We start from the raw sequence: 16,695 nt of genomic DNA, 5'->3' as shown, positions 1-16,695 counted from the left end.
GTCAGCCTACTCGATTCTTAGATTCTTATTATAAAACTAAGTGTTTCCATATGAGTACTTCTTTGGACGAAGTACTGCTAAGTGGTCCTGGAATGGTCTCCGATGAGCGGTGGTTACCTAAAATGTCACTATTGAAGGTGATTGGTGTACCGTCAGGGTTCTCAAACTTCTGCTCTGGTTCAAAGGCAACGCCAAGGCACTCTGTGCTTAATACTCCGCATGCAAAATCTTTGAGCACTTTGTCGTAATTAGTCTTAAGGTAATAATCACCATTTTTTTCTTTTAACTCTACAGCGACTTTAGTCTTTTTATCTACAAGCTTATTCTTCTCTTTCTTATAAACAGTTGCTCCATTGAAGTAAGCATTACCATCAACCCATACAGGGAGGTGACCAAAGTGAGCTTCAGCAAGATGGCCCATATCAGGGTCTTTTTCAAGATCAAACTGGTCTGCCCATTCCTCATAAGTTGGGAAGATATCAAATGGAGCAGTGCCAACTGCCTTGTAATCTGCATCTGCAGCAGTTTTCTTTTTGTCATCAATCTTGTGCTGCTGAACAAAGATGTTATTGTAGATCCTGTCATCACCATGAAGAATTGTCATAAAGCCGGCAACCTCGGTGCGGTGACGAATATGGTAAGGAGTATATCTTGGTTCACGCTGGCCATTGATGATACTGTCTACTCCTGAATTGATCAGGCTGAAACCGCCAAGGATAAGGTTGTGCAGAACTGCGATTCCTTCACTTGGAATAGTGATAGCAACAGGTGAGAGCAGAATATTGTTATCTATAAGTGTAGGACCGTGTCCAACCTCTATAAATACATCAGTGTTAAACATTGCACCGGGACCCTGTTTTACGCCATCAGGTCTGGTGTTATCGTGCATGAGATTCTGGCTGACTCTTGCACCCTGTGCCTGCCAGTCAAGCCATACTCCCATAATGCTGTGATGGATGTGGTTTCTTCTGATTGTTACATCGATAGCAGCATGAAGCTTGATTCCTGCTGTTTCAGCTCCGCCAAGCTGCTGTGAAGTACATACATCGTGAATCTCACAGTCCTCAATAGTTGAGAATACAGCTCCCATTCTACCTACAATACCTGTCTGCTCGCAGTGGTGAACGTGGCAGCGACGGATAAGATGATGGCCGATGTTTTCTTTTAACCAACCATGGTACTGGCCACGACAAACAGCATCTCTTTCCATCTGTGTAGGGCTCTTAACGTGTCTCTTGGTGAAATACATATCATTTTCCGGATCAAGATACTTTCCGAGAGAGATTCCACAGCATTTACTTCCGTAAATCTCGCAATCTTCAATGATCCAGCCTTTGCTCCAGTGAGGGCCGATCAAGCCATCCTGGTAAGCAGCAGGTGGAGCCCAGGTTGTAGCTGCTTTACAGATAGTAAAGCCACTTACAGTTATGTAATTTATGCCATTCTCTTCAGGCATAAAGCAGTTTCGTCTTACTAAAAATTCTACATTCTCTTTATTGGGGTCAAGGCCCTGGAAGTTACCATAGAGAACTGTCTCATCGCCATCCTGCTCTGTATACCACAGATATTTAGCAGCTTCCTGATCCCACGCTAAAGGATCCGGCTTTCCCTTCTGACATTCTGCGAGAGATGTGGTTTCAAACATCATGCTGTTATTGATAAAAACAGCTCCGGTATGCCTTACGATAGGGGCAAAGTACCAGTCTCCGTAAACTCTTGTAGTGTAAGGATTGTAATCTCCAAAAATACTATTTTTAACAGAGGTTTTCCAAAGGTTTCCCTTAACCTTTTTCCAGTTTTTTGCTTCTTCTGCACCTGTAATAACAGCAGCAAGAGGAGTTTCAGAACGGTAAACTATAGGAGCTTCACATGTTCCTGCATTCCTTGGAGCAACATATTCTCTGTAGATACCGGGCCTAACAACGACTTCATCCCCAGGCTGCGCTATATTTGCAGCCGCACCAATGCACTTAAAAGGGCGGTTTATGCTTCCGTCACCATCGCGAAACGCATTGGCGTCAACATAGTAGATCATAAAAACTCCTTTCATACAAAGTAGACAATAAAGTTTAATTTTGTTTAACGATTAACATCAAATATGTATCTATACTATGATTGAAAACGCCAAAAGTCAATGACAATTGCACAAAAAGGAGCCTAATTATCAAACAAATTGGTGTTATTGCACAAAAAGTATTGACAGCAAAGTGGCGTAAGCGTAATAATATACGTATGTTTAACGATTTACTACAAATCACACATGGGGAAGTAATATGGTGACACTCAAGGAGGTTGCAGAAAGATGCAACGTGTCTGCCACAACAGTTTCCAACGTTATTAATGGCAAGGCAAAGACCAGTGAAGAAACTAAAAAGAGAATAATGCAGGTTATAAAAGAAACTGGTTATAAGCCCAATACCATTGCTCAGGGGCTTAGGGTAAAAAAGACCAGAACAATAGCCGTAATAGCGGAGGATATTGCGCAGTTCACATCACCGCCAATGATTGAGAGCATCATGGAGACCTGCGAAAAAAAGGGCTACAGGGTCGTTGTCCATAACCTCAGACTCTACGACAGATGGTCCGATACCTGGTACGGCCAGGAGGATGAGTATCACTCAGTCCTTGATCCTGTGATAAAAGATATTCTTTCCGCCCAGATAGACGGAGTTATCTATCTTGCAGGACATGCCAGGATCATAAAAACATTTAACGCAGGATTCAATCTTCCTATAGTCATGTGCTACGCCTATTCCGAATCGCCCCACATACCGTCAGTGGTGATCGATGATGAAAAGAGCGCCTATGAAATGGTGTCCTACCTTATAAAGATGGGGCATGAACGAATAGGTTTCATAGGAGGTCGAATGGACAATATCCATACAGCAAAGCGACTAATGGGCTATCAAAAAGCAATGTATGAAAACGGTCTCTTGTTTGATCCAAAGCTTGTTTACTATGGCGATTGGTCAAGGAAAGCCGGGCATGAAGGCGCCAAGGCATTACTTGAACAGAATGTAACAGCAATATTTGGAATTTCAGATAGGATGACCGGCGGCGTATATGACTATCTTGAGGAAAAAGAGCTGATCGTGGGAAAAGATATTTCGGTAGCGGGATTTGATAATGAGAGCATTGCCGAGTTCTTCAGACCAAAGCTCACTACAACTGAATTACCGCTTAGAGAAATAGGAGCAAAATCAGCGGAATTGTTACTTGATAAGCTTGAAGGTGCGAATGGGGATTCGCAAATTGGGGATGAACCTAAAGTTTATAAGTATCCGTGCAAGATGATAAAAAGAAGATCAGTTTCTGAAAAGTAATTTTTTTTGCTATAAGGTTTAACGTTAAACCATCGGGAGGTATTAGGGGTGTCAAAAAAGAAGATCTATTCTCTGAAACTATTTCTATTAGTACTACCGTTTATTATTTTAGTTCTACTCTTTAGCTACTATCCGCTATATGGCTGGATGTATGCATTCTATGATTATAAACCACCAAAAACTTTGGCAAACTGTCCTTTTGTAGGATTCAAATGGTTTGCATCACTCGTAAGCAGTGAGACTAAAATTCAACAGATTGTTCAGGTGCTGAAAAACACCTTTGCCATGAGTGGCTTAACACTTGGAACCAGCTGGCTTCCGATGATCTTTGCGGTTTTCCTCAATGAGATCAGAGGAGTGAAATTCAGAAAGTTTGTACAGACAGTTACAACACTACCAAACTTCGTGAGCTGGGTAATGGTTTATTCCATAGCATTTTCACTGTTTAACAGCACAGGAATGCTCAATTCTCTTTTGTTAAAATCAGGACTCATTGAACAGCCAATTCTCTTTTTACAGTCATCAAGCCATGTTTGGTTTACACAGTGGTTGTGGCTCACATGGAAAAACCTTGGCTGGGCAGCAATCATGTATATCGCTGCAATTTCTAGCATTGATGATGAGATGATCCAGGCGGCGAGAGTAGATGGAGCAACCAGAATGCAGATAATATGGCACATTACAATTCCAAGTCTTTTGCCTACATATTTTGTTCTTCTGGTACTTAACGTAGCTAATTTCCTCAACAACGGAATGGAGCAGTATTACGTGTTCCAAAACGCTTTCAACAAAGAATATATCCAGGTTCTTGATCTTTACGTTTACAACATGGCTATGGGCAGCGGCGGTTATTCAGTTTCAGTTGCGATCAGCATGCTTAAGAGCTTGGTAAGCGTAGTGCTTTTGGTCATTGTTAACGGAGCATCAAAGAGAATCCGTGGCGAGAGCATACTTTGATGGAGGTTTAAGATGGGACAGTCAAAAGAAAAAGGTTCAACAATAAAAGTAAGCGCCGGAGACAGAACAGTTGAAATTGTCTGCTACATTGTTTTCTCTATAGCAGCTTTCCTGTGTCTTTATCCGTTCTATTACATAGTTATCAACACAATAAGTGCCAATGATCTGAGCGCCAAAGGAGATATTCTTTTCTGGCCACAGGGAATTCATTTTAAGAACTATCTGTCAGCCTTCAGAATTGACGGACTTTTAAGGGCCTTTCAGATATCTCTTATGAGAACGGTTCTTGGTACTGCACTTACAGTATTTGCTTCAGCATTTCTTGGATTCATGTTCACTCAGGAAAAGATGTGGCTAAGGAAGTTCTGGTACAGACTCATTGTGGCAACAATGTATTTCAATGCCGGAATTATTCCATGGTTCCTCGTAATGAAGACCATGCACCTCACCAATAACTTCTGGGGATACATACTTCCAGCTATCGTATCACCCTTTAATCTGATCCTGACAAAGACCTTTGTTGAGTCAGTGCCAAAAGAGCTGCAGGAAGCAGCCGAGATGGACGGCGCAGGAGTTTTGACAGTGTTCTTTAAGATAATAATTCCTGTAATCAAGCCTATTATGGCAACTGTAGCAATCTTTTCAGCAGTAAGCCAGTGGAATGCCTTCCAGGATACACTTCTTCTTATGACAGATACAAAGCTTTATCCACTGCAGTTTGTACTCTATCAGTATCTGAATCAGGCAAGCTCACTTGCATCACTTGCCCAGAGCAACACGAGCACGTCATCCCTTGCAGCTGCAGCAGCCACAACGCAGACCACAACCAGTGTACGAATGACCATCACAGTGATCGTCGTGCTCCCGATCATGCTCGTATACCCAATCTTCCAGAAGTACTTCGTAAAAGGTATTATGATTGGAGCAGTCAAAGGCTAACGCCACCCAAAACGTAATGAATACAGCCCATCTGGGTTGATATAAATGGTAAAAGAGGTTAAAAAAGGAGGAATGAAAATGAAGTTTAAGAAATTTGCTTCTCTTGCTCTTTCCACAGTTATGGCAGCATCAATGCTGGCAGGATGCGGAAGCGGAGCAGCAGAAAGCACAGGAACAACCAGTAACCAGACAGAAACAAAAACTGAAACAGCAACAACTACTGAGACAGCAGGTGGGGATACTGCCACAGCAAGTGAAGTTTCACATGACTCTGAGTACACTGTAGATTTCTACGATGTTGCAGCTAACTTCCAGGGTGTACAGTCAGGCTGGTATGGCAAGATTGTAAAAGACAAATTCAACATGAACCTTAACATTATTGCACCACAGGTATCAGGCGATGGAGCAGCTCTTTATCAGACACGCTGCGCAGCAGGTGCTCTTGGAGATCTGATCATTCTTGATAACGCTGATATGCAGGAGTGCGTAGAGTCAGGACTTGTTCATGATCTTACAGATGTTATTGCTCAGTATCCTAACCTTTCCAAGTATATGGAACAGATCAAGGCATTTAACGCAATGCTTGGTGATGGCAGCAAGATCTACGCTATTCCACTTGAGATGAACACAAACGGACCTACAGCTTATAAGCAGCTTCACGTTTACACATATCCTCGTATGGGATGGGATATGTATAATGAAGTTGGTGCTCCTGAGCTCAAGAACACAGATGACCTTCTTAACTGTCTTGCAGATATCCAGAAGGCTCATCCACAGAACGATAAAGGTGACCCTGCATATGCTATCAGTCTTTGGAAAGACTGGGATAGCCAGTATATGGAGTGTGTAGCTCAGCTTACAAAGTGGTATGGACAGGAAGTAAACGGATCAGTTCTTATCGGTACAGATAATTCAATCGTTCCCCTTACAGACAAGGCCGGTGCATATTACAAGATGCTCAAATTCTTCTATCAGGCTAACAAGATGGGCCTTGTAGATCCTGACTCAGCTACTCAGGACTGGAACATGATGGTTTCAAAGATGCAGGACAAGAGAGTATACCTCTACTGGTATAGCTGGCAGTATGGTTTCTGGAACACTCCTTCAAAGGGTGAAGAAGGTGTTAACTATATCGAGATTCCTGTAGCAGATACAAACCTCTACCAGGCATCAGATACATATTATGGTGACGGAAGAGTTATCGGTGTTGGTTCACAGGTTAGTGATGAGAACTTTGCAAGACTTATGGAGTTCCTTGACTGGTATGCTTCACCAGAAGGTGTACAGATCCAGCATGGCGGTACAGAAGGCCTTATCTACACAGTAGAAAATGGCAAGTATGTTCTTACAGAAGACGGACTTAACAGATTCTCAGCAGAAGTTGCAGTTCCTGAAGATCAGGGCGGCGGAAACTGGAACGATGGTAACAACCAGATCAACCAGTGGATCGTAGCAAGCTGCGATGTTAATCCAGATACAAACGAGCCTTATGGAACAGATATGTGGTCATCAACAATCAAGATGAACGAGACAAAGACTACAAAAGAGTGGTCAGAGAAGTTTGGCGCAGCTGATGACGTTGAATATCTCTTAAAGAACAACATGATGACAGTAGTTCCAAGTATCAACATTGCACTTGCAATCGATACAACAGATATCAGCCTTATCCGTAAGCAGTGCGGCGATATCATCAAGGATGCTTCCTGGAGAATGGTATTTGCAGCAGATGATGCAGATTTCGAGAAGCAGTGGGATGACATGACTTCACAGCTCGAAGGCCTTGGATGGGCAGACCTTACAGCATTTGATACAGAGAAGTATGGTCCAATGCTTGAGGCAAGAAAAGCAGCACAGTAATAACAACATTGCAAAAAATACAGAAACACTCTATGCTAAAATATAAGCATAGAGTGTTTTTTTTAGCTTGTTGAGGATTAATTTATGACATATTTCACATGTTTCTTTTTAGATAATGAAAAAGATATAATCGTAAACCTGTACAAAGACCTGGGTAAGATGTACTACGTACTGACAACGCCCAATCATGGCACAGGGAATCTGATTCGAAACCTTGCAAGCATATGCAAACTTCCTCTTTCAAAGGGAGATAATGACATGCTTGTCATCCGCGGCGAAGTCCCTTGCTTTGTGGATTCCTGCAATTCAGAGAGCTATGTCTTCATGCTTGGCGGAACAGAGATAGCAAGTATCTATCCGGATGGTCAGGTCGTTGTTAAGGCAACCATACCTGCAATTGCCAAGACTCTTATGAGTCAGACAAAAGATTTTAAGCTGGAACTGGACAAGACTATATTCAAGACCAGGGTTCGCAAGGATCTTAAGTTCCGCGCGGATCTTCACACGCATATGAATGGTAATCTTCCGGGTGACGTTCTCATCGCTTTGGGAATAGCCCATCAGATAAGATATCCTCTTTATTATGTAAAAAAGCTCGATCTTAAGCTTACTCAGGCTCAATGGGATAAAGCCAATATTCAGAGAGAAAAGGTTGCCAGGCAGTTTGTGTCTTCAGGACTTCAGGGCAAGTACCTCAACAGACGAATTGATGACAATACCTTTATAAATTTTGCAGATCTTATCCTTAACAACCTTGATAATGCAGAGATGAACATAGTCAAGATCCGTGGATCCCTTGCTGTTATTAAGGATGGGCAGGCGGTATTTACAAATCTTGAGAAAGTCTACCTTTATCGTTATGTCTTTTGCAAAGGAAAAGAGAGCGAGGAAAAGATAAATCTGCACAGCGTGGATCAGATCCCCGATGCAGACGTAAAAGCTTATCTGAAGCAGATGCTTACGGATAAGGAAAATGTTTATTACTGTAAAAATACAATCTTTCAGGATAAACTCCTGTGGATAGCAAGAAATTATAAAGCACAGGGCGTTTACTATGCAGAGATAAGTGATACAACCCTTGTTAAAAAATACGAGTCACTTGAAATGCTAAGGCAGGTTCATGAGGTTATGCCTCATATTTACCGTGAAACCGGCGTAATGATCAGGTTCCTGGCAGCTATGCGTAGAATTCCTCTGACCATTGTAAAAGATGCAGTGACTCCGTCTGATTACATTGAACAGAACCTTGAGGTTTTGAAAGCTACAGCACTTGATCCATATGTCGCAGGATGCGATTTTGTCGGTGAAGAGATAAATGACATAATCACGCTAAAACCTGCATTCCAGGAAATCGTAAAGATTGCAGCCAAGGACCCTAGCTTTGTTATAAGAGTCCATGCGGGAGAAAACGACAGCCAGAAAGATAATATCGCTCACAGCATTGCCTGCGTAAAAGATTCCCTTGCTCCGGGCCAAAAGATGCCAAGGATGCGCCTTGGACATGGTCTTTACACCTACAGTCCTTCTTCCAAGAAAGGAAAAGAGGTGTTAAAGCAGCTTAAGGAAAATAACGTTGTTCTTGAATTCCAGATCACAAGTAATGTGCGCCTTAATAACTTAAATTCATTGGAGCATCATCCTCTTAAGCAGTACCTGAAACAGGGAATACGATGCGTTCAGGGTACTGATGGAGCGGCTTTGTACGGAACATCATCGATCGATGAGCAGTTGTCACTGGCTAAAATGCTGGGACTGTCTGATGCTGAGCTTCAGCTCATGAAAGATGCTGAGACACAGATAATAAAAGAAGCCCAGGAAGCATATTCTTTAAAGAAAGCTTTCTTTGCTGATCTCATAAAAGACAGAGACATGGAAGAAGTTCTTTTGGAAAAAATGCAGACCGTTAGGATTTCAAAAGGCAAGACCAAAAAAGAGCCAAAACTGGATTCTAATCAGGAATTAAAAGAACAGATCAGCGAGATCACATGGGACAGATTCCCGGTTGTGCTTATTGGGGGAAGCTTTAACACTGAGAGCAGAGCGACCAAGGTCAGCAAAAAGGCAGCAGAGCAGATGGATTCTCTGATGGAATACTTAAATCCTGAAGAGGTGTGCTTTGTTATCGGACACAAATTGGCCGGGTATGAAAAGTACCTGATAAATCATAACAAGAAGGAATTCAGGATATACTGTGTTGTTCCTTCACTGATGGATAAAAAAGAAATAGATAAAATAAAAGCCACCGGAGTACAGGTAAGAGTATCGCCGGAAGCTCAGGGAATGGGAATATATAAGAGCTTCAACTACGAGATATTTGAACGCAGGCCATCTGCAGTAATTGCCTTTGATGGCAACAGTGCTGCTGCAAATCTCATTCAGGAAGCGAAAAATGGCAAGGGTAAGTCTGCAATCTTTGTTTGGGAACACTCCAAAAACCTGATGCAGAAAGCTAAATCCCTTCATGGATATGTGTTTACTTTTGGAGATGAAGTAAACATTGTGGATCTTTTAAATGATATTCAAAAAGATCTGGTGAATTCCATCAAACAGTAATCATCGCAGCAGATAATACCCAAAAAGCTACAGCGCTTGCGGCTGCAACGTTAAGAGAATCAACGCCATGTGCCATTGGAATCTTAACGCAATAGTCGCAGGCGCTTATTGTTTCTGGTAAAAGCCCGTCGCCTTCAGCACCAAGGAAAATGGCCAGTTTATCTGTACTTTGGAGCTCATCATCGCTGATATCCTTAGTGTCGTTTCTAAGTGCCATTGCGACGCTCTTAAATCCAAGCTCTCTTAAGCTCTCAAACTCTTTTCCCTCAGGTAAAAAAGTCCAAGGCACCTGGAATACAGTTCCCATGCTGACTCTGGCAGCACGCCTGTACAGCGGATCAGTGCAGCCATGGGTGAAAAGAACTGCGTCCATACCAAGGGCAGCAGCACTTCTTACAATGGCGCCGAGATTTGTTGGGTTGGTAACATTTTCAAGAACTGCAACTCTTCTGGCCTTTTGACATACATCAGCTACGGATGGCAGCTCTTTTCTCCTCATAGCGCAGAGCACGCCCCTTGTAAGGTGAAAACCTGTGATCTGTGTCAAAACTTCAGATTCAGCAACGTATACCGGAACATCGAATCTACTGGTGATTCTCTCTATGATTTCCTCTGCCTCTTTTTCCGTCTGATCTTTTTCCAGCAAAAGAGATATTGGCTCATAGCCTGCATCAAGTGCCCGGCCGATAACTTTGGGACTCTCTGCAATAAATATCCCAAGGTCTGGTTCATTTATGTGGAATAACTGATTCTCGGAGTATTCATGATAAACGCGAAGATCAGGAGTATTTAAGTTTGTGATAGAAATAAAACTGGAAGACATAGAATCCTCATTTCTTATTTTTGATGATGTTTCAACCATAGCAAATTACTAAATTAGTTACAAGAGAAATAAAGGACAGGCAAACTACATTTTCACCGGTATAAGAAAAATTTATATTTGCCTATAAGATTAGTGTCTTTTACAGACTCCTCATACCGTATTAGCATTTAACCAACACAGAAACGAGACAGTACAAGTAAGGAGGAGCGTGAAAATGAGTAACAGTTGCACAGTCAATTATTCAAATCCGGCAAAGCAGGACGTTAACGGATATACTGATGAGCTTGCTGAAGAGTTTGCAAGACAGGCCGGTGGTCTTGCACCAAGACCAAATGAACAGCGTGATGAAACCAATGAGAGAGGCGTATTTGTGAGACAGCCTAATTCCTTTATTGTCCCATTTGGAGATAAGGAGGGTGAGTTTAAGGCAGAGGATGGCAGATACGCAATCTATTGGGCCCATGGCTGCAATTGGTCAAACAGACCTGTTATTGCAAGAGATCTTTTAGGCCTTCAGGATGTGATCAGGGATCAGACAACAAGCCATTCCGGACAGACTAATGTTTACGGCCATGGATTTGCGGATCAGAAAGACTATAAGGATCCTATAACAGGTGTGCATTTCCTTTCAGAGTTTTATAAAAATGCTAATCCTGATTACAAGGGCAGAGCAACGACTCCAACCTTTGTAGACATCAAGGAGAAAAAGGCTGTAAACAATGATTATCACAGACTGTCTAACTACATTGAGGTGCAGTTTAGAAAGTTCCAGCCTGTAGATGCGCCTGACCTTTATCCAAAGAAATATAGAAAAGAAATCGATGAATTTAATGACTGGCTTTTCCCACACATCAACAATGGTCATTACCGCATGGCCTTTGGCGTGTCATGGGAGGCTTATAACGAGGGCTATGAAGATTTCTTCGATTCACTTGAAAAGCTCGATAAGAGACTTGAGACAAACCGCTTTATCTTTGGTGATTATATTACTGACTCTGACATCAGAGCATATGTATCTCTTGTAAGATGGGAAACAGGATATTTCAGATCAATTGGACCGATGAAAAAGAGAATCACGGAATATAAAAATATTTGGGGTTACTTAAGAGAGCTATACTCAATTCCTACATTTGCCAAGTACACATTCTTCAGAGAAGGTCGCGGCATAGGAGGTGACAGAGGCTTCTTTAAGGGATATGAGTCAAGGATTGTTCCGCTTATTCCTTTTGAGGAAATCTGGAAGACAGACCATGAGAGAGCAAAACTTTCAGCGGATCCGGACAATCTTTTCTTAAAGCACCCTGAGGGAGAAACTCCTGAGGATTACCAGTCAGAGATTTCTGAAACTATCTGGAATTCACCATCATGGGATGACAGAGAACCAACTAACTACAGACCTGAATTTGATGCTACGATAAATCCTATAAAAGGAAAATTAAAGAACGCCTGATAAAAATGCCTTCTTGAATAAAATATTCAAGAAGGCATAATAATGGTATGGGGGTGTAAGATGAAGCTGATATTCAGGTATATGAAAAAGTATAAAGTGGCTGTTTTTGCGGCTATATTCATAAAGCTCATAGGAACTATGTCAGAGCTTTCACTTCCATATATTCTTGAGTACATGATAGATTATGTGGTTCCCTCCAAAGATCTTGTGCAGGTGGTCATATGGGGGTTAATTATGTTTGCTGCTTCTATTTTTTGCAGGCAGTTTAACGTGATGGCTAATAGGAAAGCAATCTATAATGCCCACAAGGTGAGCTATGATGTAAGGGGCGATCTTTTTAAAAAGACTGCAAATCTATCCGGCGACAGCTTCGATGAATTTACTCTTCCCAGTCTTATCAGCAGAATGACTTCTGACAGCTATAATGTTCAATCTGCAGTTCAACAGCTTCAAAGTCTCTGTGTAAGAGCACCTATGATGCTTCTTGGCGGAGTTATCATGACTCTTTTCATGGATTTCCATTTGGCCATGATTCTTATTGTAATGCTCCCTTTTCTGATTGGGGTTGTGCTCATCGTTTCTCTTAAGGGAATCCCTATATACACAAAAGTTCAGCAAAGACTTGATTCTGTAGTTCGTATCATGAGAGAAAACATAACAGGAATTCGCGTTGTGAAAGCCTTAAGTAAAGCGGACTATGAGAAAAGAAGATTTTCCAGAGCCAATGAAGAAATGGCGAAAAGTGATATAAGAGCGGGAACTGTAATGGCGATTCCGGGACCTTTTATGCAGTTATGTCTTAACGTTGGACTTACGCTTGTTGTTATATTCGGAGCAAAAAGAGTTAATGACGGCCTTATGCAGCCCGGAATTATTCTGGCTTTTTTAACTTATTTCAACATGATCACCATGGGAGTGATGGGACTTAACCGAATATTCATGAGTTTGTCAAAGGCAAGTGCCAGCGCAGATAGAATTGACGACGTACTAAAGGGTAATGACGACTGGATAAAGACAGATAAAGAACCTGCAGAAGGTGATGATTTCATTAGTTTTGAAAATGTGAGCTTTTCTTATGGAAAAGAGCTGAATACGGATAATGGGTTTGCAGGTGGAAAAAGAGAAAAGGCTCTTGATAATATCAGCTTTTCACTGAAAAAAGGGGAGAGTCTTGGAATAATAGGGCCAACCGGATGTGGTAAGACTACAATAATAAATCTGCTAATGAGGTTCTATGACCCTGATGAAGGAAGTATCAGAATTGATGGGAAAAGCATCAGCTCTTTTGACAAAGATGAGCTTAGATCTAAATTTGGTGCGGTGTTCCAGAATGACATGATCTTTAAGGATTCGCTTTATAACAATATAGATTTTGGAAGAAATATTTCAAAAGATGAGATAGCTAAGGCCATAAAGGATGCTTTGGCGGATGAATATATAAATGCTCTCGATAAGGGCCTTGAATATCAGGCTGATATTAAGGGAGCTAATCTGTCAGGTGGGCAAAAACAAAGACTTCTCGTTGCAAGGGCTTTGGCAGGAAGACCGCAGATATTGGTACTTGATGACAGTTCCAGTGCACTTGACTACAAAACAGATTCTGCCATGAGAAAGGCAATTAAAGAAAATCATAAGGAAAGCACATTGATACTGATCGCGCAGAGAGTCAGCAGCGTTATGGGAATGGACAAGATAATGGTCATGGATAACGGGAAATGTATTGGGCTTGGAACTCATAAGCAGCTTATGGAAAGCTGCAGCGCATATAGAGAAACATATGAGATGCAGACTACATAAAGGAGCTTACGATGCCGGGACCTGGAGACAGAGGTAGAGAAAAACAAAAACCAAAAAATCCGAGAAAAACTTTAAGACGATTGCTCAGATATATGTTTCGATATATCTTCATTGTACTTATTTTGCTCATCTGTGCTTTTACCAGTAACATAGGGAATCTTTTGGGACCTGATTTTGCAGGAAAAGCAATAACTGAAGCCAGTAAAGGGGCAGGAAATGTGGACCTTACGCGGGTTATTCACTATGGACTTTTGATGCTACTGGCATATGTCGGGAGTAATATCCTTAGTTTTTGTGTGAATATTGGAATGATGCGCGTTGGAAGATATGTTGCAAGGAATATGAGGCAGGATGTTTTTAATAAGCTCATGGAACTTCCTGTAAGTTATTTTGACAAGCATTTTGCAGGAGATATCATAAGCCGTGTCTCATACGACATTGATGTCGTGTGCACCAGCTTATCATCTGATGTGGTACAGATCCTTACCAGTATTGTGACAGTGGTTGGTAGTTTTACAATGATGTGCTTTATTTCAGCGCCACTTGTGCTGTGCATGGCATTTACAATACCTGCGTCAGTTCTTTTTACAAGGTATATGAGCAAAAAGACCAGACCACTATATAGGGTGCGCAGCCTTGCCTACGGCGAGATGAACGGCTTTGCGGAGGAAATGTTTACCGGACAAAAGACAATACTTTCTTATGCTCATGAGGATTATGTCTGTGAAAGGTTTGAGGAAATAAACAGAAATGCAGCCGAAGCGTACCGTGACGCTGACGGTCTGGGCATGACAATGGGACCAACTGTGGGCCTTATCAACAACATTGGACTTTCTGCAATTGGCCTTGGAGGCGCCCTGCTTTACATGAACGGAATCGTTGGTCTTGGGCAGATATCAAGCTTTATCCTCTATAGCAGGAAGTTTAGCGGACCAATAAATGAGATTTCCAACATAGTAAATGAAATCTTCAGTGCGCTTGCGGCGGCAGAGCGTGTTTTTCAGCTACTCGACGAAGTTGAGGAAGTAAAAGACAAAGAGGGAGCCATTACTTTAAATGAAGCAAAGGGATTTGTGGAAGCAAGGGATGTGAAGTTCGGATATATCAAGAACAAGACCATCATAAATGACTTTAGCATGAAGGCAGATCCCGGAGAAACAATAGCTATTGTTGGTCACACAGGTGCCGGGAAAACTACAATGATAAATCTTCTCATGCGGTTTTATGATCCTCAAAATGGCTGTATCCTTGTTGACGAGAAAGATTCAAAGCTATACACAATGGAGAGCCTTAGGAAGAGTTATTCAATGGTCCTTCAGGATACATGGGTATTTAATGGAACTATTTTTGACAATATAGCCTATGGAAAAGAGAATGCAACCATTGAAGAAGTTACAGAAGCAGCAAAGGCTGCTCATATACACAACTATATTATGAGACTCCCCAAGGGCTATAATACAGTTATAGGGGAAGATGGAGGCAACATCAGTAAGGGCCAGAAGCAGCTGATCACTATTGCAAGAGCTATGTTATATGACACCAGTATGCTTATACTTGATGAGGCCACAAGTAATGTTGACACAGCTACAGAGAGGAAAGTTCAGGCAGCCATGAGAAACCTCATGGTTGGAAAAACCTGTTTTATCATTGCCCACAGGCTTTCTACCATAAGAAATGCTGATAATATTCTTGTTATGGAACATGGGGATGTAGTTGAGCAGGGAAATCATGAATCCCTTATGGAAAGAAAAGGTGTATATTACAAGCTTTACGCAAGTCAGTTTGAATAAAAGAATATGAAATTGGAAGAGCGGATGCAGGATTTTGCCTGTATCCGTTTTTTTGTCTGATAAAAAAAGCTTATACCCACCTATAAGATACGTGTGTTTTACAATACAGTGCACTAGAGGGCATAATAGCAATCAATAAAAGCAAGGGGGAAAACAAAATGTCACTCAAAATATATGAACGTCTTTCAGCAATCAGTTTTTCCAGACCAAGCGGAACAGATAAAGAGAAAGAGGTAGCTTCTTTTCTTGAAAAAGAAATAAGGAAGATAGGATTCGAACCAGAAGTGGAAACCTTTGAATATACCAGAAAGGTTCCAAAGAAAGCTACGCTTACAGCTATATATGAAAATGGCGAGGAGAGATCTTTTTCGGTTACCGGAGTTATAGACAGCAGCAGTACTCCTGAGGAAGGAATCACAGCAGAGCTTTACTACTTAAGTTCATTTGATGACGTGAGCCTTGGCAGAATAAAAGGCAAAGTTGTTCTTATCCATGACAGACTTTCACCTAAGACCTATAGAAAGCTTAAGGAAGCAGGAATTGTTTCATACATAACCACAAGTGGAACCATCAGAGACACTTATGAGAACAGCGACCTGGAAACCGTAAGGTTCAGAGATAATCTACTGGATATCGGGGCTGTCCCTGCATTCACGATAAGAATGATAGATGCAGTAGAACTACTTAAGTCATATCCACAAAAAGTGAGAGTAACACTTTCACTGAAGGAAGAAAAAGTAGAATCTCAAAACCTTCTGGTAAAAGTTCAGGGAACTGAATATCCCGAGGAGATCCTGGTGGCCGGAGCTCATTACGACAGCGTTCCGTTTTCAAAAGGCTCATGGGATAACGGAGCCGGAACGGTAGAAATTTTATCACTTCTTGAGCACCTTAAGGATCATCCGGGAAAAAGAACTGTTTATACAGTCTGGTTTGGATCAGAAGAAACAGGACTTCAAGGCTCAAAAGCATTTGTTAAAAGACATGAGAAAGAGCTTGGAAAGATTCTGGAAAAAGAAGCGGGATTTCTTATAAGGATTGTTGACAGACTGGCAAATTCAATTGTTTTCCCGATACCAAGGGTAATACCTGAAAAATTAAGAGATGATCTGATAGAGTATTTCAGTCCATCCAGAAGCGCACAGTCAGAGCTGCCTGCAATAAAGGAAGAAAAGATATCAGAGTTTCATTTTTAAATAGGTGAGA

The 16,695-nt window shown here is 41.6% G+C and carries 11 protein-coding genes; 9 read left to right on the top strand and 2 right to left on the bottom strand.

What is annotated here, in order from left to right; genetic code table 11:
* Window positions 1-28 precede the first annotated feature (28 nt).
* A complete protein-coding gene (locus G585_RS0101730) occupies window positions 29-2,035 on the bottom strand; it encodes a right-handed parallel beta-helix repeat-containing protein (RefSeq protein WP_022772544.1) in 2,007 nt (668 codons plus the stop codon).
* 238 nt (window positions 2,036-2,273) lie between these two features.
* Here G585_RS0101730 and G585_RS0101725 point away from each other — a divergent pair, with 238 nt between their 5' ends.
* The 5 genes from G585_RS0101725 to G585_RS16765 all read left to right on the top strand — a co-directional run bounded on the left by G585_RS0101725 (window position 2,274) and on the right by G585_RS16765 (window position 9,629).
* Window positions 2,274-3,323 (top strand): LacI family DNA-binding transcriptional regulator, encoded by a 1,050-nt coding sequence (locus G585_RS0101725; RefSeq protein ID WP_022772543.1) that lies wholly within the window; start codon window positions 2,274-2,276, stop codon window positions 3,321-3,323.
* Between the two features lie 48 nt (window positions 3,324-3,371).
* Window positions 3,372-4,280: an ABC transporter permease subunit gene (locus G585_RS0101720; RefSeq protein WP_022772540.1), complete on the top strand. Its 909-nt coding sequence runs from the start codon at window positions 3,372-3,374 to the stop codon at window positions 4,278-4,280.
* A 12-nt stretch (window positions 4,281-4,292) separates the two neighbouring features.
* Window positions 4,293-5,219 (top strand): carbohydrate ABC transporter permease, encoded by a 927-nt coding sequence (locus G585_RS0101715; protein WP_022772539.1) that lies wholly within the window; start codon window positions 4,293-4,295, stop codon window positions 5,217-5,219.
* Between the two features lie 78 nt (window positions 5,220-5,297).
* Entirely contained in the window at window positions 5,298-7,076 is a 1,779-nt protein-coding gene (locus tag G585_RS0101710) for a sugar ABC transporter substrate-binding protein (RefSeq protein ID WP_022772537.1), read from the top strand.
* 84 nt (window positions 7,077-7,160) lie between these two features.
* Window positions 7,161-9,629, top strand: coding sequence for an adenosine deaminase (locus G585_RS16765; protein WP_022772536.1), 2,469 nt, complete (start codon window positions 7,161-7,163; stop codon window positions 9,627-9,629).
* Here G585_RS16765 and G585_RS0101700 read toward each other — a convergent pair.
* Window positions 9,619-10,452, bottom strand: coding sequence for a TrmH family RNA methyltransferase (locus tag G585_RS0101700; protein ID WP_022772534.1), 834 nt, complete (start codon window positions 10,450-10,452; stop codon window positions 9,619-9,621). The two genes, G585_RS16765 and G585_RS0101700, sit on opposite strands and share 11 nt — an antisense overlap.
* A 214-nt stretch (window positions 10,453-10,666) precedes the next feature.
* On the opposite strand from G585_RS0101700, the gene G585_RS16760 reads away from it, so the two are divergent.
* The 4 genes from G585_RS16760 (at window position 10,667) to G585_RS0101680 (ending at window position 16,685) form a co-directional block, all read left to right on the top strand.
* Window positions 10,667-11,902: a glutathione S-transferase C-terminal domain-containing protein gene (locus tag G585_RS16760; protein ID WP_022772533.1), complete on the top strand. Its 1,236-nt coding sequence runs from the start codon at window positions 10,667-10,669 to the stop codon at window positions 11,900-11,902.
* A 60-nt stretch (window positions 11,903-11,962) separates the two neighbouring features.
* A complete protein-coding gene (locus tag G585_RS0101690; protein WP_022772532.1) occupies window positions 11,963-13,699 on the top strand; it encodes an ABC transporter ATP-binding protein in 1,737 nt (578 codons plus the stop codon).
* Window positions 13,700-13,710: 11 nt separating this feature from the next.
* Window positions 13,711-15,489, top strand: a complete 1,779-nt coding sequence (locus tag G585_RS0101685; protein ID WP_022772530.1) for an ABC transporter ATP-binding protein — start codon at window positions 13,711-13,713, stop codon at window positions 15,487-15,489.
* A gap of 158 nt (window positions 15,490-15,647) precedes the next feature.
* Window positions 15,648-16,685 carry a M28 family peptidase gene (locus G585_RS0101680; RefSeq protein ID WP_022772529.1) on the top strand — a complete coding sequence of 346 codons (1,038 nt, stop codon included), beginning with the start codon at window positions 15,648-15,650 and terminating at the stop codon, window positions 16,683-16,685.
* Window positions 16,686-16,695 lie beyond the last annotated feature (10 nt).

This window comes from Butyrivibrio sp. AE2015, assembly GCF_000420825.1.
Taxonomy (GTDB): Bacteria; Bacillota; Clostridia; order Lachnospirales; family Lachnospiraceae; genus Butyrivibrio.
The sequence above is the reverse complement of the archived record's forward strand: the minus strand, read 5'-3'. Positions and strand labels throughout refer to the sequence as shown.